Annotated in this window: 16 protein-coding genes, 2 pseudogenes and 2 CRISPR repeat arrays; of the genes and pseudogenes, 13 read left to right on the forward strand and 5 right to left on the reverse strand. The window is 52.5% G+C overall.

The features are described 5' to 3' along the window. Positions 1 to 360 precede the first annotated feature (360 nt). From GHH_RS01660 to GHH_RS01670, 3 genes are all read right to left on the reverse strand, one after another. Positions 361 to 990 carry an ABC transporter permease gene (locus GHH_RS01660; RefSeq protein ID WP_015373834.1) on the reverse strand — a complete coding sequence of 210 codons (630 nt, stop codon included), beginning with the start codon at positions 988 to 990 and terminating at the stop codon, positions 361 to 363. A gap of 224 nt (positions 991 to 1,214) precedes the next feature. Further along, on the reverse strand, positions 1,215 to 2,342 hold the full coding sequence (locus tag GHH_RS01665; RefSeq protein WP_015373835.1) for a betaine/proline/choline family ABC transporter ATP-binding protein: 1,128 nt from the start codon (positions 2,340 to 2,342) through the stop codon (positions 1,215 to 1,217). A gap of 16 nt (positions 2,343 to 2,358) precedes the next feature. Further along, positions 2,359 to 3,261 carry a glycine betaine ABC transporter substrate-binding protein gene (locus tag GHH_RS01670; protein ID WP_015373836.1) on the reverse strand — a complete coding sequence of 301 codons (903 nt, stop codon included), beginning with the start codon at positions 3,259 to 3,261 and terminating at the stop codon, positions 2,359 to 2,361. Between the two features lie 73 nt (positions 3,262 to 3,334). Here GHH_RS01670 and GHH_RS18700 point away from each other — a divergent pair, with 73 nt between their 5' ends. Beyond that, the gene (locus tag GHH_RS18700) at positions 3,335 to 3,697 is read left to right on the forward strand and encodes a hypothetical protein (protein ID WP_144052001.1); all 363 of its coding nucleotides are present in this window, start codon (positions 3,335 to 3,337) and stop codon (positions 3,695 to 3,697) included. Here GHH_RS18700 and GHH_RS01680 read toward each other — a convergent pair. Beyond that, positions 3,694 to 4,299, reverse strand: coding sequence for a coiled-coil protein (locus GHH_RS01680; protein WP_015373837.1), 606 nt, complete (start codon positions 4,297 to 4,299; stop codon positions 3,694 to 3,696). The two genes, GHH_RS18700 and GHH_RS01680, sit on opposite strands and share 4 nt — an antisense overlap. 144 nt (positions 4,300 to 4,443) lie before the next feature. On the opposite strand from GHH_RS01680, the gene GHH_RS01685 reads away from it, so the two are divergent. From GHH_RS01685 to GHH_RS01705, 5 genes and pseudogenes are all read left to right on the forward strand, one after another. Continuing rightward, positions 4,444 to 5,934 (forward strand): TIGR02677 family protein, encoded by a 1,491-nt coding sequence (locus tag GHH_RS01685; protein WP_015373838.1) that lies wholly within the window; start codon positions 4,444 to 4,446, stop codon positions 5,932 to 5,934. Positions 5,935 to 5,936: 2 nt separating this feature from the next. Then, positions 5,937 to 7,133 (forward strand): TIGR02678 family protein, encoded by a 1,197-nt coding sequence (locus GHH_RS01690; RefSeq protein ID WP_015373839.1) that lies wholly within the window; start codon positions 5,937 to 5,939, stop codon positions 7,131 to 7,133. Next, positions 7,093 to 11,214: a TIGR02680 family protein gene (locus GHH_RS01695; protein ID WP_015373840.1), complete on the forward strand. Its 4,122-nt coding sequence runs from the start codon at positions 7,093 to 7,095 to the stop codon at positions 11,212 to 11,214. The genes GHH_RS01690 and GHH_RS01695 overlap by 41 nt, the downstream gene beginning before the upstream one ends. Further along, a complete protein-coding gene (locus GHH_RS01700) occupies positions 11,211 to 12,431 on the forward strand; it encodes a TIGR02679 family protein (protein WP_015373841.1) in 1,221 nt (406 codons plus the stop codon). Before GHH_RS01695 ends, GHH_RS01700 begins: the two co-directional genes overlap by 4 nt. Before the next feature lie 49 nt (positions 12,432 to 12,480). Then, positions 12,481 to 12,864 (forward strand): annotated as a pseudogene (locus tag GHH_RS01705) (DUF4351 domain-containing protein); the annotation flags it as partial. Positions 12,865 to 13,060: 196 nt separating this feature from the next. Continuing rightward, a CRISPR array of direct repeats spans positions 13,061 to 13,490; the repeat unit is 30 nt; unit sequence GTTTTTATCGTACCTATGAGGGATTGAAAC. A 49-nt stretch (positions 13,491 to 13,539) separates the two neighbouring features. Here GHH_RS01705 and GHH_RS01710 read toward each other — a convergent pair. Beyond that, positions 13,540 to 14,413: pseudogene (locus GHH_RS01710) on the reverse strand (IS982 family transposase). Positions 14,414 to 14,461: 48 nt separating this feature from the next. Here GHH_RS01710 and cas6 point away from each other — a divergent pair. From cas6 to cmr4, 7 genes are all read left to right on the forward strand, one after another. Then, on the forward strand, positions 14,462 to 15,208 hold the full coding sequence (gene cas6, locus GHH_RS01715) for a CRISPR-associated endoribonuclease Cas6 (RefSeq protein ID WP_015373843.1): 747 nt from the start codon (positions 14,462 to 14,464) through the stop codon (positions 15,206 to 15,208). A gap of 182 nt (positions 15,209 to 15,390) precedes the next feature. Beyond that, a CRISPR array of direct repeats spans positions 15,391 to 15,615; the repeat unit is 30 nt; unit sequence GTTTTTATCGTACCTATGAGGGATTGAAAC. A gap of 561 nt (positions 15,616 to 16,176) precedes the next feature. Further along, a complete protein-coding gene (locus GHH_RS01720; RefSeq protein WP_015373844.1) occupies positions 16,177 to 17,376 on the forward strand; it encodes a putative CRISPR-associated protein in 1,200 nt (399 codons plus the stop codon). A gap of 2 nt (positions 17,377 to 17,378) precedes the next feature. Next, complete coding sequence (gene csx2 / locus GHH_RS01725) at positions 17,379 to 18,719, forward strand: TIGR02221 family CRISPR-associated protein (protein ID WP_015373845.1); 1,341 nt, start codon at positions 17,379 to 17,381, stop codon at positions 18,717 to 18,719. Beyond that, positions 18,719 to 19,624 carry an RAMP superfamily CRISPR-associated protein gene (locus GHH_RS01730; RefSeq protein ID WP_015373846.1) on the forward strand — a complete coding sequence of 302 codons (906 nt, stop codon included), beginning with the start codon at positions 18,719 to 18,721 and terminating at the stop codon, positions 19,622 to 19,624. The genes csx2 and GHH_RS01730 overlap by 1 nt, the downstream gene beginning before the upstream one ends. Then, positions 19,621 to 21,261: a type III-B CRISPR-associated protein Cas10/Cmr2 gene (gene cas10, locus GHH_RS01735; RefSeq protein WP_015373847.1), complete on the forward strand. Its 1,641-nt coding sequence runs from the start codon at positions 19,621 to 19,623 to the stop codon at positions 21,259 to 21,261. The genes GHH_RS01730 and cas10 overlap by 4 nt, the downstream gene beginning before the upstream one ends. Beyond that, the gene (gene cmr3, locus GHH_RS01740; protein ID WP_015373848.1) at positions 21,258 to 22,388 is read left to right on the forward strand and encodes a type III-B CRISPR module-associated protein Cmr3; all 1,131 of its coding nucleotides are present in this window, start codon (positions 21,258 to 21,260) and stop codon (positions 22,386 to 22,388) included. The genes cas10 and cmr3 overlap by 4 nt, the downstream gene beginning before the upstream one ends. After that, the gene (cmr4, locus tag GHH_RS01745; protein WP_015373849.1) at positions 22,388 to 23,290 is read left to right on the forward strand and encodes a type III-B CRISPR module RAMP protein Cmr4; all 903 of its coding nucleotides are present in this window, start codon (positions 22,388 to 22,390) and stop codon (positions 23,288 to 23,290) included. Before cmr3 ends, cmr4 begins: the two co-directional genes overlap by 1 nt.

The following is a 23,290-nucleotide window of genomic DNA, read 5'->3' on the forward strand; positions in this document are numbered from 1 at the left end:
TTTAAAAGTCAAGTACATCTTTTGGTGATGAACCCCTTTTTTGTTTGGTTGTCAATTTATGTTATTTATGTTAGTGAATTTGCTCATCTACAGACCATACTCAAGTTTAGTGGCTTATATCTTGGAGCTGTTCCTTGGAGAGAAAATTCTCCAAGGAACTTGTTTCAGTGAAAATACGCGTGCCTTAATGGGGCATATTCATGCCTAGAAGGCTGGTGATTGAATGAAAAATCAGCTCAACAATAGTTGTTGGAGGACACCTTTTTCAAGACGGCTTCCATCTTAGGAAGTTTTGCGTCAGGGCCACTGTGTTTGTTGGTTGCCTGAAGCGTATGGAAGAAGTCAACATCTGGTGGCCTGTCAAAACCCTTTTGGCGTCACTTTCTTTTCGACTTTGCGCAGCAGCCAGTCAAAGGCAATCGCTAAGATCGCTGCGGGGATGGCGCCGGCTAAAATCAAGTTTTTGTCGGCGATGCGCAAGCCGCGGTCGATCAAGTCGCCAAGCCCGCCAGCGCCGATGAAGGTCGCCAAGGCGGCGACGCCGATCGTCAGCACCGTTGCCGTGCGCACGCCAGCCATAATGACGGGAAGCGAGAGAGGAAGTTCAACCATCCATAAAATTTGCCGCGATGTCATCCCCATCCCCCGGCCAGCGTCCACCAGCGCCGGGTCGACGCCGAGAATGCCGGTGTACGTGTTGCGCAAAATCGGAAGCAAGGCATACAGCATCAACGCGATGATCGCCGGCAGTTTGCCGATGCCGAAAATCGGAAGCATAAACCCAAGCAACGCCAAGCTCGGAATTGTCTGAATGATGGCGGCCACGCCAATGATCGGCTCGGCGAGTTTGCGATACCGCGTCAATGCGACGCCGAGCGGCACGGCGATGACGATCGCAATGCCCATGGCGATAGCGGATAAGAGCACATGCTCTTGAAAGGCGATCCAAATATCATTCTTTCGTTCGATCAACGTCTGCAACAATTCCATCGTATCCCTCCTTGGCGGAAAAAGCGGCAGCGGATGGCTGCTGCTTCGTCGTGAGAAGTTCAGATAAAAACGGTCATCCCTTTTTATTCGCAAGCAGAACGAATTCCGTTGACAAACCGCTCGAGGCCATTTTTCCTTTTCAACATGAGGCATGTTGTTCAAGCGAGGCGATTGCGGCATCGAGTTTTCCGGCTGTGATTTGCCTGCGCATGTTCCGTTGCCCGTTATGCGTGCTGCTGGAACGTCCACTCCGCGAGTGCGCGCATCATGCTCGAGCGCGTAATCCCCCCGATAAGACGGTCGCCATCGAGCACCGGAATGATGCGCACATCCGGGTCTTGGAACAGAGCGGCGACGTTCGTGACGTCCGCTTCTTTCGCCAACGTCGTCACATCGTAATCGGCGATGTCGGCGACTAACAAATGCTCTTCCCGATAGCGCTCCTCGATTTGTTTCAGCGTCACGATGCCGAGAAAGGCCTGCTTTTTATCGACCACGACCAGGCTGTCGACTTTTTTCGCTTTCATCAATCGGAATGCCTCGGCCAAACCGCGGCGCGGCGAGATCGTCGCGACGTCCGCCGACATTAAATCTTCCGCCGTCGGCACGGCCGTCTGGCGGGTCCGCAGCCGGTCTTCGCCGATAAACTCGCGGACGAACGAGTTCGCCGGCCGCCGAAGCATTTGGTCGGGCGTCGCAAATTGGACGATTTCCCCGTCCTTCATCAAGGCGATCCGATCGGCGATTTTAATGGCTTCATCCATATCGTGGGTGACAAAGACGATTGTTTTTTGAATCTCTTCTTGCAGGCGGACGATGTCATCTTGCAGCTGCTCGCGGCTGATCGGGTCAAGAGCGCTGAACGGTTCATCCATCAAAATGATATTCGGTTCAGCCGCCAAGGCGCGGACGACGCCGACGCGCTGCTGCTGGCCGCCGCTGAGCTCTGACGGGTAGCGGTGCTTAAACGTCGCCGGATCCAATCCGACGAGCTCAAGCAGCTCATCCACCCGCTTTTCATAGACGTGTTTTTCCCACTTTTTCAACTTCGGCACGAGCGCGATGTTTTCCGCGATCGTCATGTGCGGAAACAAGCCGATTTGCTGGATGACGTAGCCGATGTTGCGCCGCAGTTCAACCGGGTCGAGCTCTGAAATGTCTTGCCCGTCGATGTACACTTTGCCCGATGTCGGCTCGATCAAGCGGTTGATCATCCGCATCGTCGTCGTTTTTCCGCACCCGCTCGGCCCGATCAAGGCGACAAGCTCACCTTTGCGGATTTCAAGATTCATATTTTTTAAGGCGACAAAGCCGTCCTCATACTGTTTCGTCACGTTTTCAAACCGAATCATTGACATTCCTCGCTTTCTAGTCGATCAGTCCTTCCGATTTCAAAAAGTTGATTGCCACCTCACGTGGCTGTTTTCCTTCCAAGTTCACTTGGCCGTTTAGTTCCATCATTTTTTCATCGGTCAAAATGTTGGCCAACTTGTTCAGTTTCTCCTCAAGCCCGGGATTGGCATCGAGCACTTCCTGGCGGATGATCGGCACGGAGTGGTATGGCGGGAAGTAGTTCTTATCATCTTTTAGCACGACCAAATCATATTTTTTGATTCTTGCATCAGTCGTATAGGCGGTGATGACGTCAATCTCCCCGTTTTTCGCCGCTTCGTATTGCAGGTCTGGATCGATCGTCACTTTTTTCTTGAACTGAAATCCGTACGCATCGACAAGCCCATCATAGCCGTCGCTTCGCTCAAAAAACTCGGCGTCCGACCCGAAGGTGAGGGAGGACGAGTGTTTGGCCAAATCGGAGTACGTTTTTACCCCGAGCTTTTCCGCCAAGTCTCTGCGCATGGCCAAGGCGTAGGTGTTGTTAAATCCGAGTGGTTTGAGCCAAGCGATGTTGTATTTTTTCTTATATAATTTCTTCGTTTCATTGTAGATTTGTTCGGGCGTCTTTTTGGGGTCGTACGGCTGTTTTAAAATGTTCAAATACCCTGTCCCTGTGTACTCGACATACATGTCGACATCGCCATTTTCAATGGCCTGCTGCAACATAAACGCGCCGCCTAAACTGTCTTTCACTTCAACATCCAAATCCGTATGGGCTTTCACATATTCCGCCAACAAATGCGTCAAAATCACCTGCTCGGTAAACTTCTTTCCGCTAATCACAATTTTTCCTTTCGCATCGCTCGTTCCGTTGCAGGCAGCCAATCCAAATACAAGCCCAACAGCGAGCAAAGATCGGATCCATTTTCGCAACACAATTCCTCCTTTTTCGGCTGTTGTCATACAAATAAAGGGGGATGAAAAAAGGCGGCAACAAGACGCGGAGGGGATGAAAAAGCGTCACAAACAAAGGATACCGCAATTTGGGTGCAACTGGCAAATTTGGTATCAGCCGATATGTTTGCCTCTCGCCTGCTCTCGCGGTGATGATGGCCCTCTCCTCCTTGATCCTAAAAAATGCTCCGGAATGCTGGCGAATCCTTCGGAATACTCCGAATTCGAGATGTTCGAACAAGCCCGCCGTTTATCCATCAACATGCTGGCTATGCATTCCCCCGCGCCGTTGATCGAAAGGTTGGCAGGCTCCATGGCGAAGACGAACGGATCGACACGTGAACAAAAAAACGGCAGCCCACGGCTGCCGGGTGAAAAAGGAATCCGTGTGGAACGTTTTTTATGGGGAACGCATTAGGCATGAACAAGGCGATGAAGGGTGCTTTCCGTTTTGAAAACGCGGGCGTTCAAGACGTGCAGTCCCGCTTCATGTTCGGCGAGGGCAGGCAGCACTTTGTCTTCGAGGATGGATGTGATATGGGTGAGGTCGCCTTTCATATGGTGAAGGTCGTGCGCCATCGCCTCGTATTTGGCGGTCAGCACTTCTTGCCCATGGCGGAGCGCTTCAACGATCGCCTTCGTTTCATTCGTGCGCTCATCCAGCAAGTCGATTTGTTGCGCAAGCGTGGTCGTCTGCTCGTTCAGTTGAGCGACTTGGTGTTCGACAGTGCCCATGCGTTCGTTGAGATGAGCAACTTGGTGCTCAAGGTTGCTTGTCCGCTCATTCAACTGAGTGAACTGCTGCTCAAGGGCGCTTGTTCGTTCGTTAAGCTGTGCGACCTGGCGTTCGAGAACGCTCGTGCGCTCATTCAGCTTGGTCATTTGAGCTTCAAGAGCACCTGTTCGTTCATTGAGCTGGGCCACTTGCCCCTCCAAGGCGCCAACCCGTTGCTCGAGCGATTCGACCGCCGCGCGCGTCGCTTTCACTTCATGCAAAATTTCCCGCAGCAACGCTTCCATTCGTTTCACCTCCTTTTCCCCTCTATTTTACAAAAAACGCGCGCCGATGGCGAGAAAAAATAGGAAAACGGTTTTTGCTAGAAAAAGAGCGGAGAGAATCGTTACAATAAACATAGGAAAAAACCGAAGCAAAGGTGGACGGAAATGGACGCCACATGGCTCAAGCCCATTGTCGAAACCAAATATTTATCGACGGAAAACGCGCACCGCTACCGGGCGATTTTGCGCTATTTCTACATCCAGCACGAGCGGATGCGCCAATTTTTGTTTCCGGAAGAAGTGTACGCCTTTTTAAAGCAGCACGAGGAGTTTGCGGATTACACGGAAGATGACTTGCAGCAAGACCTCGACCAGCTCGTCAAATGGAACAACTTGATCGCCCGCCAAGAGACGTCCCATGTCCGGACGATTGAAGAGTTTAAGAAAAAGCGGTTTCGCTACCAATGCAGCCCGTACACGGTGGAGATCGAGCGGATGATCCGTACCCTTGAGCAGCTCGGGGATTCGTTCGGAGGGTCCCTCGAGAAAACACGGTTCGACCGTTTGTATGCATCTCTTTCCCGCATGGAGGCGATCATCGCTTCTGATTTTCAAGAACAAGCGGATGAAATGCATCAAGTATGGGAAGAGACGTTCGATTATTTTAAGAAAATCATCCAAAATTCCGCTGACTATATCGCTTATTTGCACAGTGAAAACTTGGAAGAGCGGATGACGTCCGAGTCGTTTCTCGTCTATAAAGAGCAGTTTACGGCGTACTTGCGCGATTTTATCGTCGCCTTGCAAAAAACGTCGATGCAGATTGAACAATTGCTTGAAGATCTGCCGGAAAAAGGGGTTCGGCAGTTCATCGAGCGTGTCGTCGACTATGAGCGGTCGATCCCGCGCTTTGCCGATGCGCCGCCGCCGCGCGCTGTGCAGATTGAAGAAAAATGGGAGACGTGGCGCAGCCTGTGCGAATGGTTTTTAGGCCGCGACGGGCGCGAGAGCGAGCTTTCGTTTTTGCAATACCAGACGAATGAGGCGATTCGCCGTCTGACGCGCGTCGTGCAGCGGCTTGGCGAGCGGCATCATCATTTTCGCAGCCGCAAAGGCGACTACTTGCATTTGGCCCGTTGGTTTTCCCGCCTTGAATCGATTGAAGAGGCGCACTGCCTGTCAGCGGTCGTATTCGGCTGCTTCCATACGAAACATCTCGTGGCCGATTTCGGGGCGACAGACAACATATACCGCGACGTATGGGACGAGCCGCCAGCCGAGTGGGTGACGAAGCCGCGCGTCCGCCATTACGGGGAAAAGAAAAAGCCGCAGGCGATTGAAGACAAAGAACGGGAGAAAGAAGAAGCGCGCCTCCGCTATTTGGAAGAAAAAGCGCGCGAGGAAGCGGCGCTTAGGCAGCTTGTGACCGACGGGAAAATCGTGCTGGCTGACCTTCCCGAGGTGACTCCATATGTACGAAAAACGCTGCTCGGTTGGATCGCCAAGGCGATGGGGCGCGAGGGGCAAGCTATTAAGACGGAAAACGGGTGGGTGGTCAAGGTGGCGGCGAAAGAGGGGACGATTTGCCTTCGGGCGGAAGACGGGGAACTCGTAATGCCCAACTATGAAATCCACGTGCTGGCAGGAGGTGAATGAGCGTGGAGACGGCGTTTGACGACAAGGCGAAGGAAGCGCTCGCCGCGCTGTTTGAGCAGTTTTGGATCATTCGCGACCAAGAGCCGGATTTGTATCAGCTCATCCGCGAGCGTGAACATGTGTTGAAACGGTATGTGGAGGAGAAGTTTGGGTATCGACTCATCGTCCACCGCTATTTCGCCAAGCTCGAGAAAATTCCCGCCGATCCCGAGCCGTGGATGGGCATCGAGTCGTTCCAAGAGCCGCTTGACTATGCGCTGTTTTGCTGCTTGATGGCGTATTTGGAAGGCAAGGCGGTGGAGGACAAGTTTTTGCTTTCCGACGTGTGCGAAGAAATTCGCGCCATGTACCCGGGGGATCTACCGGTCGATTGGACGAACTACTCGCATCGGCGCTCCCTCATCCGCGTGTTGAAGACGGCGGAACAAATCGGACTCGTCCGCCGGATGGATGGGGAGATTGAGGCGTTCGCCCAGCATGTGGAGGAAGAGGCGCTGTACGAAGTGCCGGTGCTCGCCCGTTATTTTATGCGCACGTATCCGAAAGATTTGTTGCAATATGAATCGATCGACGAATTGCTCGCCGAGGAGTGGAAAGCCTCGCCGCAAGATTATCGGCGCCATCGCCTGTATCGGAAGCTGTTTTTATCCCCGGCGGTGCATCGGACGGAAGGGGACGAGCAAGACTTTTACTACTTGCGCAACTTCCGCCATCGGCTGCGCGATGACATCGAAGCGCATACGCCGTTTCGGTACGAGTTGTACAAAAACGCCGCCATGTTGACGCTGCCTGAGCGGCAGGCGCCGTACACGACATTTCCCGACCAGAAAGGAACGTCGGAGATCATCCTTCATTTTTCTGCCTTGGTGCGCGAGCGGCTTGGGGAATATCCGCCGGATGAATACGGCCGCATACGATTGACGCCTGAACAATTTTCCGCCTGGCTTGCCGATTGCCGGCGCCGTTACGGGGCTGGGTGGGGGAAAACGTACCGCGACATGTCGGCTGCCGAGCTTGTCCGCGTAGTGCTTGCGGCGCTCAACGAATGGCGCATGGCCGATGTGGAGCACGACACCGGAATGATCGTCCTTTATCCCCTCCTCGGGCGGATGTCGGGACGGTATCCGGATGATTTTGACGCGAAAGAGGGAGGAGAACATGGCGAATCCATGGGTGCTTCATCGTGCGGGGCTGATTAATTTTTGGTATTACGACGAGCAGTATTTTCATTTCGCTGACGGTAAGCTGCTCTTGCGGGGAAGCAACGGGGCGGGCAAGTCGGTGACGATGCAAAGCTTGATCCCGGTGCTTTTAGACGGCAAGAAGACGCCCGATCGCCTCGATCCGTTCGGTTCACGGGCGCGGCGCATGGAAGACTACTTGCTTGGGGAAAAAGATGTCGTCAATCGCGATGAGCGGACGGGGTATTTGTTTTTGGAATACAAACGGAAGACATCCGACCAATACGTCACAACGGGCATCGGCCTGCGCGCGAAGCGGCAAAAAAGCCTCGATTTTTGGGGGTTTGTCCTCTTTGACAACCGCCGCATCGGCTATGACCTTCAGTTGTATAAACAAGAAAAAACAGGAGAAAAAATCCCGCTGACGAAACGCGAGCTCGCCGCATTGCTCGGTGCGGGCGGGACGGTCGTCGAGACGCAAAAAGAGTATATGGAGCTCGTGAACAAACATGTGTTTCGTTTTGAGACGATCGACGCGTTTCAAGAATTGATCGAACTGCTCATTCAACTGCGCAGCCCGAAGCTGTCGAAAGACTTTAAGCCGACGGTGATTTATGAGATTTTGGAAAGCTCGCTGCCTCCGTTGACCGATGACGAGCTCCGCCATTTATCCGAAACGATTGAAAACATGGACCAAGCCAAGCAGCAACTTGAGCAGCTCGAACGCGACGAACGGGCGTTGAAGCGTCTTTGCGATCAGTACCGCCTGTACAACGAATATATGATCGCCGAAAAGGCGGCAGAATACGTAAAAGCGGTCAAACAAGCGGAACAGCTCGCTGCTGAACAACACCGCCTTCACGATGAAGAAGAAAAGACGCGAAAGGCGCTTGATGAGCTTGAGGAGTCCATCACCCGCCTCGGCCGCGAGGAAGACGTGCTGCGAGCGCGCGAAATCGACTTGGCTGGCCATGAAGTGTTTCAGCAGGCGGAAAAGTATGAACAGCTGAAAGCCGAACGGCAGCGCCTAGAGGAGCGGCGGGAGCGGCACGAGCAGACGATTGCGGAAAAAGAACGGCAGGAACGTCAGCACCGCCGCCGCCTAGATGAATCGGAAGCGCGGTTGGATGACCTTGAGAAGAAGCTTGAAGATGAGTTGGAGCAGTTGCGCATGGATGCCGAAGAAGGAGCGTTTCCCTTGCATGAAACGAACGAAGGCGACTTTCACCGCCATCGCCAAAAGCAGCAGGAGTTTTCGTTTGCCGCTTGGAAGCAGGAAGCCGATCGTCATGTCGAACGGCTTGAGGGGCTGGCGCGCCTTTGGCGCAGGCATGACGAGGTGAAACGGCGCTATGAAGAAGCGAGCAGCGAAGCGGGCGAAAGGCGGCGGGAAATGGACGAATGGCGCCACCAGCAATGGAAATGGGAAGAGCTGTTCGAAGAGGAGAAAGAGCGGTTTGAACAAGCCGTGCTTGCCTGGGTCGAGCAGGGAGGAATCGACGTTTCCGAAACGGACATTCAGGCGTTTTTGCAACAAATGGGCGCCCTCTATGAGCAGTATTCGCTCGATGATTTGAAGCGCCCGTTCGTTCAAGCGTATTACGATGCCGTCGGCAAGAAAAAGGATGAGAAATGGCGGCTCGAGCATGACATCCGTCTGTTGGAAGAAAAACGGGCAGAGCGCGAGGCCGAACTGCGTCAATGGCGGGAACAACGCGACCCCGAGCCTGAACGGGATGAACAAACCGTCGCCGCCCGGTTGGCGTTGGAGGAGAAAGGCATTCCGTTTGTCCCGTTTTATGCCGCGGTCGAATTTGTCGACGATGTGCCTGACGATGTGCGCGAGCGGATCGAATCGGCGCTTTCACACGCGGGGCTGCTTGACGCCCTCATTACCGCTCGCGAGATTGACGTCGCCTGCGATCGTGTGCTCACTCCGAACCCGGCTCATATGGCGCATACGCTCGCCGATTATTTGCGCCCCGACAAAGACGCCCCTGTGTCAATGGAACGGATCGACGAAGTGCTCCGAAGCATCATGATCACCGATGTGGAACAAGAAGGCGGCATGACGATCGATGAAACGGGGCGCTATTCGCTCGGCCTTGTGCGCGGCCATGCGCCGCGGAGATCGAAGGCGATGTTCATTGGCCGTGCGGCGCGCGAACGGTGGCGGCTTGAGAACATCGCGGCGCTGGAAGCCGAGATCGCCGCTGTGGGGCAAGAGATCGACCGTCTGCGCGGGGCGCATCAGGCGGTGGAAGCGGCCATCCAAGCGCTCGCCGACTGGTTGGCGTCCTTCCCATCGGACCGCGATGTGCGCACCGCGTTTGACGAAGCGCAAGAAGCGCGCCGCCAAGCCGAAAGCAAAGAACGGGAATGGAAGCGGCAAGAAGAAAAAGCCGCTCTCTTGGCGCGCGAATGGAAACAAATCAAACAACAGCTCCACGACGAGTCGGCCGAGCTCGATTTGGCCTTTACTTTAGACGGCTGTGAACAAGCCCAGCTCGCCATGAAATCGTACGTCCGCCATGTGCACGAACTCGAAGTGCTTTACCGCGAAACGCGCCATACCGAGGCGATGATCGCCCAACAGCGCGAGCGGCTCGCGGCGCTGGAAACGGAGATCGACGAAGCGAAAGGCGAACGAAATCGGCTTCGGGATGAAACCGAGCGGCTCGCCTTGCGAATCGCGGAGATGGAACGGACGCTCGCGCAAATGGGGGCGGATGACATTCGCGCCGAAATCGCCCGCATCCAAGAACGATTGGCGTTTTTGCGCCGCGAAATTCCGCGCCTTGTCAACGAACGGGCGCGGACGGAACAGCGGCTCATGCGCTTAGTCGAAGAGCGGGAAAAAGGGGCGCAGCGGGAAGCGTTCGCCCGCGAGCTCGCCGCGATGTGGGAAAAGTCGTTTGCCCGTGAAGCGGCGCTTGGGCTTGTGGATCTTGATCGTTCCCGCTCCCTCCTGGAGCAGGCGAAAGAAGCGAAACAACGGTACGAAGCAGTGTTAAAAGAGACGCGTTCCTCGCTTCTGGCGCGGCTGAACACCGTCTTTTTCCAAGAGTCGTCCAACTTGACCGAATACCGGGCGTCCTTCGAGCCGCTGGAAGAACAAACGAAGCCCGAATGGACCGCCGCTGCCCCAGACGATGAGATGGCCATGAAAGCCGCGGACTGGCGGGAGAAACAAGAACGGCACGTCATTTACCTCGACTACAAAGGCGAGCGCGCCACGCCGTTTGCGGTGCTGGCGGAAGTGGAGCGCGACATCGTCTTGCAGCACGAGTATATGAAAGAACAAGACCGCGAGCTGTATGAGGACGTCATTTTAAAATCAGTCGGCCGCATTTTGCGCAGCCGCATTCAGCGCGCCGAACGGTGGGTGAATGATATGAATAAACTGATGGGCGGCCTCGACACATCATCAGGGCTTGTGCTGTCCATTCAATGGAAGCCGAAAACGGCGGAGACGGAAGCGGAGCTCGATACGAAAGAATTGGTGCGCCTATTGCGGATCGATTCACGGCTGTTGAAAGAGGAAGATTTGCAGCGGGTGACGAACCATTTCCGCTCGAAAATCGCCCGCGCCCGCGAATTGCTTGAAGAGCGCGGCCAAGGCAGCACGCTCCATCAAATCATTAAAGAAGTGCTCGACTATCGGAAATGGTTTTCCTTCACTTTGTACTATGAAAAAACAAACGAGCCGAAACGCGAGCTGACGAACCACCGCTTTTACCAATTCAGCGGCGGGGAAAAGGCGATGGCGATGTACATTCCGCTTTTCGCCGCGGCGTATTCGCGCTACCAAGAAGCGGGCGATGACGCCCCGTACATCATCTCCCTTGACGAGGCGTTCGCCGGCGTTGACGAAAACAACATCCGCAACCTGTTCGGACTTGTCGAACAGCTCGGCTTTAACTACATCATGAACTCGCAGGCGCTTTGGGGCGACTACGACACCGTGCCCGCGTTGTCCATTTGCGAACTCGTCCGCCCGCGCAATGCGTCGTTTGTGACCGTCATTCATTACCGTTGGAACGGCCGCGTCAAACAGCTGATGGTCAATGATAAAGAATGGGAGACGATCGAGACGTGAGCACGGCCAAGGAGGCGGCTGCCTTTTTCCGATCCGAACCGGGCTTCAAGCGGCTGTTTGCCGAAATGAAACGCAAGTACGAGTCGCTCGGCCGCGTCGGCGGCGCGGTTTCATTGCAGTCGTTCTCCAAGGAAGAGCGGGAGTCGATCGCCGCCTTTTTCGGCAAAGACGTCTCCCGCGTCTCCCTTATCGCGTTTGAAAAACAGCTCGGACAGACGAGGTTTGCGGGCGTTGGGCTTGTCGAGCTGCTTGAACAGTACTTCGGCGCCCCGCTTGTCTCAAACAAAGAACGGCGCCAGGCGGAGGAAGAGGAACGGGATCGTTTTTTTGCGCGTCTGACCGAGGAGCATCATTGGGTTGAGTCGGTCCGCCCTCAGCGCTTCGTCCAAACGGCGTACGAAGCCGACCGCCGCAGCCTGGAGGAGGCCATCCGCCTTGTCGGCGCCGCCCTGGGCTACTTCCCGCTCCCGTCATACATGCGCCTCCCGCTCTTTGCCCAGCAAGTGGCGGGCGACCCGCACGCGTTCGATTTGTCCACGCTACCGGGGAGATTGTTGCTTTCGGCGTTGCAAGCGACCGTGCCCGGGGATTGGGACATGGCATCTGTAGAGAGCGTCAACGAGTTGCTCCAGTCCGTCGGCTTGCTCCGTGAGGATATCCTGAACTTTGTCACATGCGCCAACATTCTTGCTGAAACCAAGGACGGACCGCATCCTGTTTTCTCCGCTGCCTGGGAGGCGAACACGGCGCTGAACATGCCGCTTAGAGATGTGCTGTCGCTTGTCCGCGCCCGCCCTGCCCATGGGGGGACGGTGTACATTGTCGAAAACGCGGGCGTCTTTTCGACGCTGCTTGACACCCGCGCCCCGCTTGTCAGCACGAACGGGCAAATGAACTTGGCGACGATGAAGCTGCTCGATTTGCTCGCGGCTTCTGGCGCCAAGCTGTATTACTCCGGTGACTTCGACCCGGAAGGATTGGCCATGGCGGAGCGGATGCAGGAGCGGTACGGACCGTCCGTCACCCTTTGGCGCTTTTCCGTGGACGATTATAAGGCTGCCAACCCTGTCGTCGACCTCACCCCCGAGCGCCTCGCCAAGCTCGCGTCCGTAACGTCGACGCCGCTGCAGCCGCTGAAAGAGGAGATGGCGGAAACGAAAAAAGCGGGGTATCAAGAGGCAATTATCGGGAGGCTGACAGAGGATATCAACGGGTAGTCCATCCACGAGCCAGAGAAGGAGCCCGGAGCGATCGGGTCTCCTTCTCCAAAAGGAATTTTTGCGCATGCTCGTCCGTCTCGAGCTGGATGAAGCGAAACAGCGGCTGTTGTTCGGTTTTTTCGAGACGTATTTGCGGCTATCTGAAGAGGAGGAAGCAAAACTGCGACACGAGGTGAGCCAAATGGAAACGAAGGAAGCAAAGCGTGTGATGGAGCTCATCGTCTCATACGAACAGCGGGGGCTGGAAAAGGGAATCCAACAAGGAATTGAACAGGGGATAAAGCAAGGGATGAAGCAAGGGCGCCAACAAGGGATCGAGGAAGGGAAGCTCGACGTGGTGAAGAGAATGATGGCGAAAGGGTACGATGCCGACACGATCCACGAACTGACCGGGATGCCGATGGAGAAGATTGAAAGGATGAAGGGGTAAGACGGCCCTTCGCCGTCAAGCTCCGCATTGTCGTCGACCTCCAATCGTGCAAAAACCCCTGGGGATCGACGACAATGTTCTTTTGCGCCAAAATCCTACAGCCAACACGGCTGAACGATATTGACAGAATATTTGAAACGTGATATTCTGAAAACAGCCAAAAGGGGAAAAGCTTGATTTTATGCGCATTGTGTGGGTTTTTATCGTACCTATGAGGGATTGAAACTATCTCCCTTTTCTCTTTCTTGTAAAGCTAAATCAGCGTTTTTATCGTACCTATGAGGGATTGAAACATACAAGAAGACCTAAGGTAGAATGACCAGAATGGAAGTTTTTATCGTACCTATGAGGGATTGAAACATTTTTGATTCTAGTATTTCAGAGACGATGGAAGCAATGTTTTTATCGTACCTATGAGGGATTGAAACATTTCTTCGCCGCGTTCCCAAAGGATTCGATAATATGTTTTTATCGTACCTATGAGGGATTGAAACTCAGGAGCCTCATTTTCATATCGGGGAACTGGATCAAGTTTTTATCGTACCTATGAGGGATTGAAACCGAAAAAAGGCAGTTCTCTGCCGTATAACAACAGCGTTTTTATCGTACCTACAAGGGATGAGACCTGTGCCGGTGTACCAAAATATTTGTGTTACCCGTGGTGCTAGTTGAGCGTTAGAACTCAACTAGCCCAAGTGTAACTAGGGAATAGGCTAACAATATGCCGTCGAGCGCTACTTCAAATCCGATCATGGAATTTGCTCGGATCCCTGTGATCCGGTATTGGTCAACCAGAACCGAGAACACCGTCTCGATCACTTTGCGTTTTTGTTGGATCCATTTCTCCTATGCTTCGGACCAGCAATGTTTCTGGTTTTTTCGAGACGGAGTCCAAAGCGCCATTTGGTACTCTTCGTACAGCCTTTTTTGCAACTCACGGCTGATGAATCCTTTGTCCCCAAAGTTATAGGGATGAGGAATTTGAGTCATCACGCTTTCAGCGGCGATACGATCATGGCAGGATGCTTCCGTTACCACATAGCCCATGGGCAACCCTTGATCGGTCACTTGAAGGTGCAGCTTCAACCCATAGTACCATTGCTTTTTGGAAGCGCAATACCCGATGTCTGCGATCTCTTGAAACCGTTTGACGCGATGCATTCTTGCGGTATGGCACAACGGGAGCGGCAAGCGGTCGACGACGGCATAGGCATGATGTTGGCCGCGTTTTGCTCACGACGGCGATCCATTTGATGGCGAAGTCAAGCGTCAGGCAACGGCGGTTGTACCGGGAACGTTCGAGAAACGAGCCATTTGTGAACAAATTTCCCGTGACAAAGCGATGCCATGCCCGTTCGGATGTCAAACCGAGCAACTTTCCTAAAAGATGAATCGCGATGACCACGGCGTCTTCCTGTTTGACCAAATGGCGGTTGCGACGCTGTAGGTACATCTGAATCGATGACAGTTGGGCAGAGACAAAAAAGAAAATGGCGGCATATTGCTTTTGAATCTTGGCTCGATCTGTAGTAAGTGGAGACGAATTTATTTTATAAGGGCAAAGGACGGCACTCAACAAGGAAGGACAGGATAAAATATGAGATTGACAATCACAATGAGCGGACGGCAAGGGCCTGTTTCCTTGCCTCTCTATTACCAACATTTGTTACAAGGGGTGGTGTATCGCTCGTTAGAGAATGAACAATTAGCCGCTTTTTTGCATGACAAAGGATTCCGTCACGGGAAACGGTCATTTAAACTTTTCACATTTAGCCGTTTATTTGGAACGCATCAAGTGAATCGAGAAAGGAAAACAATTCATTTTTTGGGGGATTTCCAATGGCATATCGACACCGTTCTCCCAGAACTGACTCAACAACTTGGGCAGCGATTCTTGTTGCAGAGAGAGATTGAGCTTTACGGACAGTTGATCGAAGTGAAAAGTGTCAAAATGGAGAACATCGACATACGTGAAAACGAAATGGACATTGTCATGCTCTCTCCGTTGACCGTATATAGCACATATGAAACGTTCGATGGAAGAAAGAAAACGCAATTTTTTGATCCCGATGATGAGGTGTTCCCCCACTTGATTGAATTGAATTTCCGTCATAAATATGAAGCATACTACGGTGTTCCGCCGACGGAAAGGCTATTGATCGAGCCGATTCATGTTCATCATCGTCATCGTGTGGTGACGATGTTCAAGAATATATATATTACAGGATGGCTTGGCTATTACCGCCTCTGTTCTTCGCCAGAACAGTTGACATTTTTATATCATGTCGGTCTAGGTGGCCGAAATTCACAAGGATTTGGCATGTTTCGCCTCAAAAGTGGATAAACGAGTCATGGGATTGTCGTCGACCTCCAATCGTGCAAAAATCCCGGGGGATCGACGACAATGGTTTTTGGTGGTTCAGACTTACAGCCATCGAGGTTGAAGGTTATTGACAGAATTTTTGAAATGTGGTATTCTGAAAACAGCGCTAGATCGAAATGCTTGATGCAACAAGCATTTTTGGGGTTTTTATCGTACCTATGAGGGATTGAAACTCTCGTTTTGTTTACTGTCATGATTTCTTCCATGAGTTTTTATCGTACCTATGAGGGATTGAAACCAATTAATTTATTTTCTTCTTTTACGCAAGGAAAAACGTTTTTATCGTACCTATGAGGGATTGAAACTTTTTGCTTGCGGCGGTCAAGCAAATCTATGATGTTTTTATCGTATCCACAAGGAACTGAACCCTCTCCATCTTCGCGCGCAGGTGTGATGGGGGGCTCGTTGTTGTCGCAGAGTTAGTTCAGACCACATCTCTCATTTGCTTCGTTTGCGGTGATGAAGCATTGTGCGTAACGGATGGGCGCCTGCGGAACAGGCAGTACAGCATTCTAAGTTGGGCAAAGGCATTTCTAGTCTCACGGGTTGCCTTTCTAAGTGACGGGAGAAAAAAATAAGATGGCAGCGATCTATGTTGGCGGCATCTTTCGATCGAGGGAATCCCTTCTGAGCAGGGGATTCTTTTTTTGTGTTTCGTCCTCCGACGTTGTTTTGCGTCGCTCCTTAAAAGGGGGAAGCAACGGAAAAACCAGCTGGAAGAGACGCTCTTTTACTTTCGAGGGCCCTTGTTATTTTCCATTCGCCTTCGCGAAGTTGGGTGGAAAATTCGTTTTTCACCCGTCTCTTCAGTGGAAAAATGTTTGAAATTGTTAAAAAATATCCTCCTCTATAATTGAAAAATAGAATATAATTGATATAAATATAGCTATATTTTCCTGAGATGAAAGAAATATGGAGGGGAAGGGCGGTTGTACCAGCATATTGTTGTAACGTGTGGTGTGTCGTTGCTGACAGGAAACAGGAACGTTTTCTCGATGAATCGGGATGAAATCATGGGGGAGATTCGTCCTTGGTTGAGCGCGACCAACATCGACGAGGAAAAACAACGAAAAATTGATCAATGGATTCGCCATGCCGGGCAGTTTGCTCATGAGGCCGCCCGAGATCCCAATCGTGTGTCGGCGGAATATTCGATGATTTACGAACTTCGTAGACAAGGGAAATTGGCGGAGAGGCCAATGGTTGTCCTCATTGCGACAGACACGGTGGGAGGACGGATTGTGGAAGCCGTGTTGACAAGGTTGCTGGAGGAAGACTTTGCCGCGAACGTTCGTGTCATGTACGTGGATGTGGATGTGAATCATCCAAGACGGATGCAAGAGACGTTGGGGGAGTACATGTGGAAGGTGGCGGATGCTCTTTCCCACGGGGAACCGTCAACAACTTGTTTTGCGCCGATTGGCGGGTATAAAGTGATGACATCGTTGGGCTACATCGTCGGGGCATTTCTGCACTATCCGACAGCTTATATGCATGAGGACGGCCAAGTGTTACATGAGATTCCTCCTGTGCCGATACATATTGATGAGCAATTTGTTCATGATCACTTTGATCTGTTGCGGAAATGCCAAAAGGACATGGTTGATGCGGATTCGCTTTCTTACCGCGAAAAACAATGTATTCTTCAATATCCGTTTTTGTTCCAGCAAGAGGATGGTCTTGTGTATTTAAGTGCATTTGGACAATTTTTGTTTGAACATGAAAAATATAAACATTTGTTTGCGACAACGTACCTTGTATCGAAACAAGTCGCCGATCTACTTCGGCATAATCACCATCAGTCGTTGTTTGTGCACCAGCAGATGCGGGAGCTGGTAAAAAAGCTGAAGCATGAAGAGGGAGACATGGGCGTTTTGTACCACGAAAAGTCATTCAAAACGATTGATGTCCGAAAAGTGAAATATCACTTGTACAAAGGAGCGAGCAACGGACAGACGGCGTTTCGCCTTGCTTACCGATACGATGAAAAAGAAGATTGCTTGTATGCCAACTATTTATGGCTTGACCATAACCGATATGAGCGGGAAGCGGAAAGAGGAAAAGGGATTTATGAAGAGGATTCTGAGTTTATCGATATCACGAAACAATTGGCGGGAGTGGGGAGATAAGCGTGGGGAGAAGGGTATTGTTGTCGTTTCTTGGATTGAGCGATTATGAATATTGTTATTACACATACGAGGGCAAATCGTCTTCTTATACGCGTTTTATCCAGACAGCGGTGTATGAGTTGTTTCGCGGGGATGGACCGATGGATGTGGTGGTGTTTGCGACGAAAGAAGCGCGGGAGCGGAATGGGCGAGACCGCTTCAAAGGGGAGGAGCGGCTGGAGGGCTTGATCACCGCTTTTCAGCGCATCGCTCCTGAGGCGAATGTGAAGCTCGTGGAAATGGAAAGCCGTCAGGATGAACAGGCCAATTGGCGGTTGTTTGACTGCATTCTGAATGAAATTCGGGAAGGGGATACGATTTATTTTGACATCACCCACAGTTTCCGTTCCATCCCGTTTGTCGCGCTCATCGTGTTGAACTACGCCCGCTTTGTGAAAAAAACGGACATTGGCGCGATCGTTTACGGCTGGTTTGAAATGCTTGGGCGTCCAGCCGATGTCAAACAGTTGCCTCCAGAACGGCGGTTGGCGCCGATTGTCAATTTGACAAGCATGGCGAGGCTGCTCGATTGGACGAACGGGGTCGATCAATTTTTGCGCACGGGGGATGCCTCCATCATCCAGGCGCTGACCGCGAAAGAAAACAGCGAAGTGTTCCGCAATCCGTCTTCGAGCCAGACAATGCGAAACGAAGTGAAAGAATTAAATCAGTTGACGAAGCAGCTTGATCAGACGGAAAAAGTGATCCGCACGTGCCGAAGCTTGCAAATCGATGAAGAAGTGCAGAAATTTCATGAACAGCTCGGCCGCGTTCGCTCAGCGTCGGCGGAAGCGATTAAACCGCTTGTCCCATTGTTGGATGTGATGGAGAAAAAGTATGCGATGTTTGATGATGATCCGATCATGAACAGTTGGAAGGCTGTGCGTTGGTGTTTGGACCACGGATTGATTCAGCAGGCGCTGACGATGTTGGAGGAAAATGCGGTGACGGCCGTTTGCCGGGTGTTGGGGCTTGATTTGCGGAATGAGAAGGCCCGGGGAGATGTTCATTCGGCTATTGAAATTTTATTGCGAGATATTCCGAAAGAGGAATGGCGCGTTCGTTCCGTAGAGCGGGTTGAACAAATAATCGATTTCTTGTCTCCTTATAAGGGCGACTTAAAACGATTTAGCACGCTTAAGGAGCGGCGCAACGACATCAATCATGCTGGGGCGCGGCCGCAACCGCTAAAGGCGGAAAAGTTTTGGCCTGATGCGGAGCAGTCGTTCCGAGAACTTGGTGCGTTTTTTGAACGTATGTCAGCGCTCGCAAAAACGATGCAAATCTCAAAGGAGAATGCGTGATGGCCTATCAGGAAAGCGGGGTAACAGCTGTTGCTCAGTCGTCATATCCGCTTGTTCTCTTGACGCCGGCCGCCATTCACGGCGCTGATCCGAGGGAGAAGGCGGAGTTTCGCCTTCCGTCGTTGCGGGGGGTATGGAGGTACTGGTGGCGGACGCTGCAGGATGAACCTCATCACGAAAAGCTGCTTGCCAAGGAGGAAGAGTGGTTTGGCGGCACGAGGAAAACAAAGCAGCAATCGCCTGTCCATCTAACGTTGGCAAGAGCGATGGAAGGGACAATGAGAGAAAATATTTTGCCGCATCGTACGTCTCCAACGTTTGTTCCGGCGCTTCCTGCCGGCGGGGAGGTGACCGTGACGCTCTCGGTGCGGAAGCGTCATCAAGAGCGATTGGCGCAATATGATTGGCACTTTCAATATATGCTTCACCTCGCCAGCTTCGGGCAGCGGTCGCGCCGCGGATTCGGAGCTGTGCAATGGACGGAGCATCAATGGGATCACGTTGAGGAATACGGTGAAAGTTTGCGTATGACGCTAGAACGCATCGGGGCGGCGGATGCGTTTTCCTTTGCGGAGCGCGGCTGCCTTGTGGCACGACGTGAAGACATCGCAACACCTCATCCGGTATTGTCCGCGGTGTGGGTTGGAGAAGGAAAAGAGAGCGCGGCGGAAGTGGTGAAGGCGTTTGGCAGGGCATCGCATGAAGCGAATCGTTATGGCAGCCTAGGATATATGAGAGGGAAAGAAGGAAAGCTTTCTTCCCCGTTATGGTGCACGGTGAGGAAAATCGGAGGCCGCTACTATCCGATTGTAACAGAAGTGAGAAACCATGACTCGCGCTACAGCGAGCCGCGCTATGAGCGAGATCGAAACCGGTTTTTAGAGATCGTTGGGGTGAGGATATGACCAATCGCTATATCGTCATTTTTACGGTCGGGCCTGTGCAGTCGTTTATCGCTTCAGCCCGCAAAACGGAAGATTTTTGGAGCGGAAGTTATATTTTGTCCCATTTGGTGCGAGAGGCGATCAAACAGTTTTACCAGTTGGATGCCAACTGTGAAGTCGTATACCCGCTCGTCACAAGGGAGGAGTTGCGGTCGCCATCTGCGCGGGATTTTCGCATTGCTTCGATCCCGAACCGCGTGACGGTGGTGATGGAGGGAACAGAAGAAAAGGTTGGCGGCTGGCTGCGCGAAGTGGAGGACAATGTTCGCCAAGTGTTTCTGGACTTCTGCTTTCAAGCCATTCGACGCGTGTTTCCACATCTCACTGCCGAAGAGTATGAATGGCTGGAGATGATGGTGGAACAGCAAGTGCAGTCGTTTTTAGAAGTGTACTGGGTCGCTGAACCGTATGAGCCGTCCGCTTCGTTCCGGACCGTGCGTGAACGCGCCGAACGGCGGTTGGGGGCGCTGAAAAATGAGAAGCATTACATTCCTGTTTCCCAATTCGGCCTTGTTTGTTCCGTCTGCAAGGAAAGGGAGGCGCTGCGGCTTGCCGAGATCAAGGAAACGGATCATTACGGTGAGATCAAGCGGAAAACGCTCCACCTTTGGAAGCGGCGGGCGGAGAAATTTCAAGGAGCTGGAGGCGAAGAAGACGACCGCCGCTCGGGACGAATCAAGGACAACGAATTTTTATGCGGCATTTGCTTAGGCAAACGGGTGGCCCGCGATTACTTCTCCGCTTTGTTTGGCGCTTCGGTTTTGTCGTTTCCGTCTGTTCTCGAGATCGGAGCGGGCGATTATTACGCCGTGCTCATGATGGACGGGGACAACATGGGGAAATGGTTCTCCGGGGAACGGAAAGAGGAGTATAGTCAAACGAGCCAAAAACTGGCCCGGTTTGCGAAGGAAATCGTTCCTCGGATTGTCGAAGAACAGTGCCGCGGCAAGCTCGTTTATGCAGGGGGGGATGACGTCCTTGCCTTCCTGCCGACCGAGACGGTGCTGAAAGCGGCTGAGGAGCTCCGATTGGCGTTTGGCGATGAACGGAAAGGATTAGGTCATGGAGCGACCGCCTCGTTTGGCGTGGTCATCGCTCACAAAAAGTCGCCGCTCCATCTCGTTCTTAACGCTGTCAGAGCGTTGGAGAAAAAGGCGAAACAGTATTCCAACGACAAGACGGGGCAGCGAAAGGACGCCCTTGCTTTAGCGCTTCACACCCGCTCTGGCGAGATTTCGGAAGCGGTTCTCCCATGGATGATTGGAGGAGAGAAGGTTTCACAATTATTGGATCAATGGATTAATCTGTTGAAAACATCCCTGTCGCCGAACTTTATTTTTCATTTCGCTTCCGCGTTTGCCCCGCTGCTGCATGAGCGGCACTGCCCTAAATGGGAGAATGGCGACATGCTCGCGACAGAGCTTCGGCGTTTGCTTAAGCGGTCTGTAAAAGAGGGAAGCCATCTGAGCGCCCAAGAGATCGCCCATCACACGCAAGTTCTTTTGTCTTTGCATGAAGCGGTTCGCAGCGGCTATGACTTTTTGTATCTGTTAAAGATATTGACCTTTTTCAAACGGAGCGAGGGGAACGGGCAATGACAAAATTAGTCTTGACACCGGTAGACACGTTTTTCTTTAAAAACCATCATGCGACGCAAGCGGGGGAGGCGACGGTGATGGAGTCGATATTCCCTCCGCGCCCGAATACGATTTACGGCGCGTTGCGGGCGGCGTACATTTATGCGTACAGCACGTTTGACGATTTTACGAGGGGCAGTGATGAACAGGTGAGGAGATGGATGGGCACCCCGACTGAGCGGGGGCAGTTCTGTCTCCATTATTGCACGCTGGTGAAAGAAGACGTCTTGTTCTTTCCCCTGCCCTTTGATTATCAAGTCATAGAGGAGGAAAAATCGCTCAAAGCGTATCCATTGCGGCTTGTCAAAGACCGAAAGCCTTCATCATCTGCTTCGATGTGGCGTCTGGCTTCTTCGCGGCGTGACAAAACGAAAAGTCCGCAGCACTATTACGTCCCGATGGAGGAATGGAAGCAGGCGCTTCTTGAGAATAAGCCAATCTCTTCCCTTTGTTCATTGTCATCGTTCATCGCTCGGGAAGATAAGGTGGGAATTCAACTCGACACGTCCAGCCGAACAGCACAAAAGGGGCTTTTATACCGGGTGGCGAAAGGGCGTTTTGTAGATGGGGCGTCTCTTGTCGCTTACATCGGTGATGGACCGGATTTCTCTGATGTCAAGTGGGCGCGGATCGGCGGGGAAAACCGGCCGTGGTCTATCCGCCAGCAGCCGGAAACGCTTCGTATATGGAATCCAGACGAGAAAAAGGGGATTGAACAAGACATTCAGCGGACAAAGCTGGCGAAAATCGTCTTTTTGTCTCCAGCTATTTTCTCGAACGGATCCCGTCCAGCGGCAATGGACGGCGATCAGTGGACATGGCCGAACGGGGCGGTCGTCACTTGGCTTGCCGCTTCCATCGGACGTCCGGAGTTGTACGGGGGATGGGACATCGTCCGCCATCGGCCAAAACCGCGGAAATGGATGATCCCAGCCGGTTCGGTCATCTATGTGAAGATCGAACGCGACGATGCTTTGCCGCTTGTCCTCTCCGCCCTTGACGGCGTTCATCTCACCGATGAAGGGGCGGAGGAAGGGTTTGGGTTTGCAGTGATCACGAGTGCGAAAGAAAGCGAGGAGGAGTTGTAATGTATTCGATCGTACGGCCTTTTCTTATGCATGCCATTACGTCTGTCCATGCGGGGAGCGGGAGCGAGATCGGGTTTGTCGACTTGCCTATTCAGCGAGAGAAGCATACAGGATTTCCAAAAATCGAAAGCTCCTCGCTCAAAGGGGCGCTTCGATATCATATGACAGAGTCGCTTCCTGAAGATGGGAAGAATCTTGAACGGAAGAAGCTTGAACTGATTTTCGGCGCGGACAAAGGACAGGAAAGCGTCACACAAGCGAGCGCCATTGCTCTGAGCGATGCACGCGTTTTGCTGTTTCCGGTTAAATCGCTTCGCGGCGTATTTGCTTGGATTACGTGCCCGTTTGTGATTGAGCGGTGGAATCAAGAGATGAGCGTCCATCAGCAATCGATCGGGAAAGAAGTTCAACTTCTTCCGGTGCCCGCACCGAACACGGTCAGTTCCGACCGGTTGATGGCGGTCAATGGACGCATTGTGCTGGAGGAGTATGCGTTTTCGGTCACCGTCTCTTCTGAAGCGAAACAGCTGGCGGAACAACTTGCCGCCCTCCTTGGGGAGCATTGCCGCCTGCGTCTTGTAGATCGACTCGTTGTTCTCTCCGATGACGATTTCACGGATTTCGTCAAATTGTCGACCGAAATTAACGCGCGCATTCGCATTTCACCGGAGACAGGGACCGTTGACAACGGTGCGCTCTGGTATGAGGAAAATGTTCCGCCAGAAACGGTTTTTTACAGTTTCCTCTACATTGGTGATGTACGGGGAGACGGAATAGACGGTCTTGCGAAGGCTGCGGATATTGAACAGTACTTTGTGAATGAAAACAAATTTCCATCCGTCTTTCAGCTTGGCGGGAACAGTACATTAGGCCGCGGAATGATGAGAACGATTTGGGTGTGA

This window comes from Geobacillus sp. GHH01, from assembly GCF_000336445.1.
Lineage (GTDB): Bacteria > Bacillota > Bacilli > Bacillales > Anoxybacillaceae > Geobacillus > Geobacillus zalihae.